Annotated in this window: 2 protein-coding genes; both read left to right on the top strand. The window is 33.5% G+C overall.

Annotation, left to right across the window (positions count from 1 at the left end; translation table 11 throughout):
* Positions 1 to 78: 78 nt before the first annotated feature.
* Positions 79 to 501 carry an IS200/IS605 family transposase gene (gene tnpA, locus JCM10991_RS11575; RefSeq protein WP_035189054.1) on the top strand — a complete coding sequence of 141 codons (423 nt, stop codon included), beginning with the start codon at positions 79 to 81 and terminating at the stop codon, positions 499 to 501.
* A 5-nt stretch (positions 502 to 506) separates the two neighbouring features.
* A partial coding sequence (locus JCM10991_RS11580; RefSeq protein ID WP_025021577.1) for a zinc ribbon domain-containing protein occupies positions 507 to 1868 on the top strand: 1362 nt, incomplete at its 3' end.

A 1868-nucleotide genomic window follows, 5' to 3' on the forward strand; every position in this document is an offset into this window, starting at 1 on the left:
TTTTAGTTCAATTCTCTTGTATTTGCAAAATATAAATATTAAAATATAGTTGAGAATAAAATGATTGGACGAAAACATATGCAAGCACATTCTGAGGAATTAAACTACAGTAGAACAAGCGTATATTCTTTGAAATATCATTTAATATTAGTAACCAAATATCGTAAAGATGTTTTAGTCGGACCTATCAAACAGGAATTAGAACAACTACTGATTAGTATGACTGAACAATTTGGCGGGAAAATACTGGAAATGGAGATTATGCCCGATCACGTTCACATGTTGGTTGATGCAAGCCCTAAAAATTCCCTTTCTTCAATGATGAAAGGCTATAAAGGCGTGTCTGCACGTATGTTATTTATGCATCACCCTGAGCTAAAAAAACAATTATGGGGTGGGCATTTATGGCAACCAAGCTATTTTGCTTGTACAGTAAGTGAACGTTCTGAAGAACTTATCAAAGAATATATCCGTAATCAAAAAACTAGTAGAGGAAAGTGAAATATATGATTAAGCTACCAAAGACAACTGAATATTTAAGAGTTAGACGCTATCGTTTGGTTGTTACTGATGACTTGGTAGCTAAATTTCAACAAAATATTGCGGTTGAAAACAAAGTATACAACTATATTGTTAAGTACTTGGAAAAGACCTACGGTCGTAAACACCTTAACCGCCCTTTTCCAACAACCAAAAAAACTAAGGTTGCCTTAGCGAAAGATGTATTAATTCCTAAAATCCTGAAGGATTTTTATTCTTTAGATAAATGGGATGGGAAAAAAGTTGGTATTCACTCGCAAGCTTTACGAGATGAATTTTTAGTAAGCTTATTAACCAATTTCGGTGAATACCGAAAAGTGTTGAAAAAATCTGCCAAAATGTCCGCAGAAGATAAAGAAAACTATCGTAAAAACGTGCATGGGAATAACCGCAAACACAAATCTTGGTATCGTAAAGGTTCTTTAAACTATTTGCGTCCTTGGCAAAGTAAACGTTGTGTTTCTTTGCCATCAAATGGTATTGCTCAAGTTATTTCTGCACATCATCTAAAAATACAAGATTACGGCGTTGTTCAAGTGGTAGAAAATATCAAAAATATGAAAAGTGCAAAGATTGTTACCACCAAAATTAAGCGAAAAGCTGATGGGACTTTTGAAATTCAAGTTGTCTTTAAAACAGTTAAGAATCGTAAAAAAGTTTCAAGTATGGTGGGAGCTGACTGGAATATGAAAGATAACAAGGCTTGGCATACTTCTGATGATCATGAAATCTATATTGATTCCAAAGTATCTGAAAAAGCAGATGCTCTTGAAAAAAAGATTGACCAGTTGAAGTCACAACGTGACCAACTTACGTGGCTTTCAAAAAAATCTAAAAGAATTGCCAATTATAATAAGCAAATTCAGTACTTGTATCAAAAACGTAAACATATTCTCACAGATGAATACACACGTTTGGCAAAAGAAGTTATTGGACAGTACGACTTAGTTGCAATCGAAAAACTTGATGCTATCGAAATGCGTCGAGAAAGTTTTGAGCTTAATAAGGAACAAAATAAGGCTAAAAATCGTAAATTAGCTAAGATAAAACCTTATGAAATGTCGCAATTACTTAAACAATGGGCTAATCGCTTAGGAAGAACATTAATTATGGTTGATTCTTATAAAACGAGTCAAGTTGAATTTGGAACAAAACATGAAGAAAAACATGATGTTACCGAAAGAGAATGGGTATCTAAATACACAGGCAAGTTAATTAAACGCGATTTTAATGCAAGCAAAAACATCTTAGATTGGGCAATTAATCCTACTCATCACGTGAAGTACAAAGAAAGCCTAGCACGAAAAAGAGCTGGCAAAATAAAGAAA

This window comes from Ligilactobacillus equi DSM 15833 = JCM 10991 (assembly GCF_000615765.1).
Lineage (GTDB): Bacteria > Bacillota > Bacilli > Lactobacillales > Lactobacillaceae > Ligilactobacillus > Ligilactobacillus equi.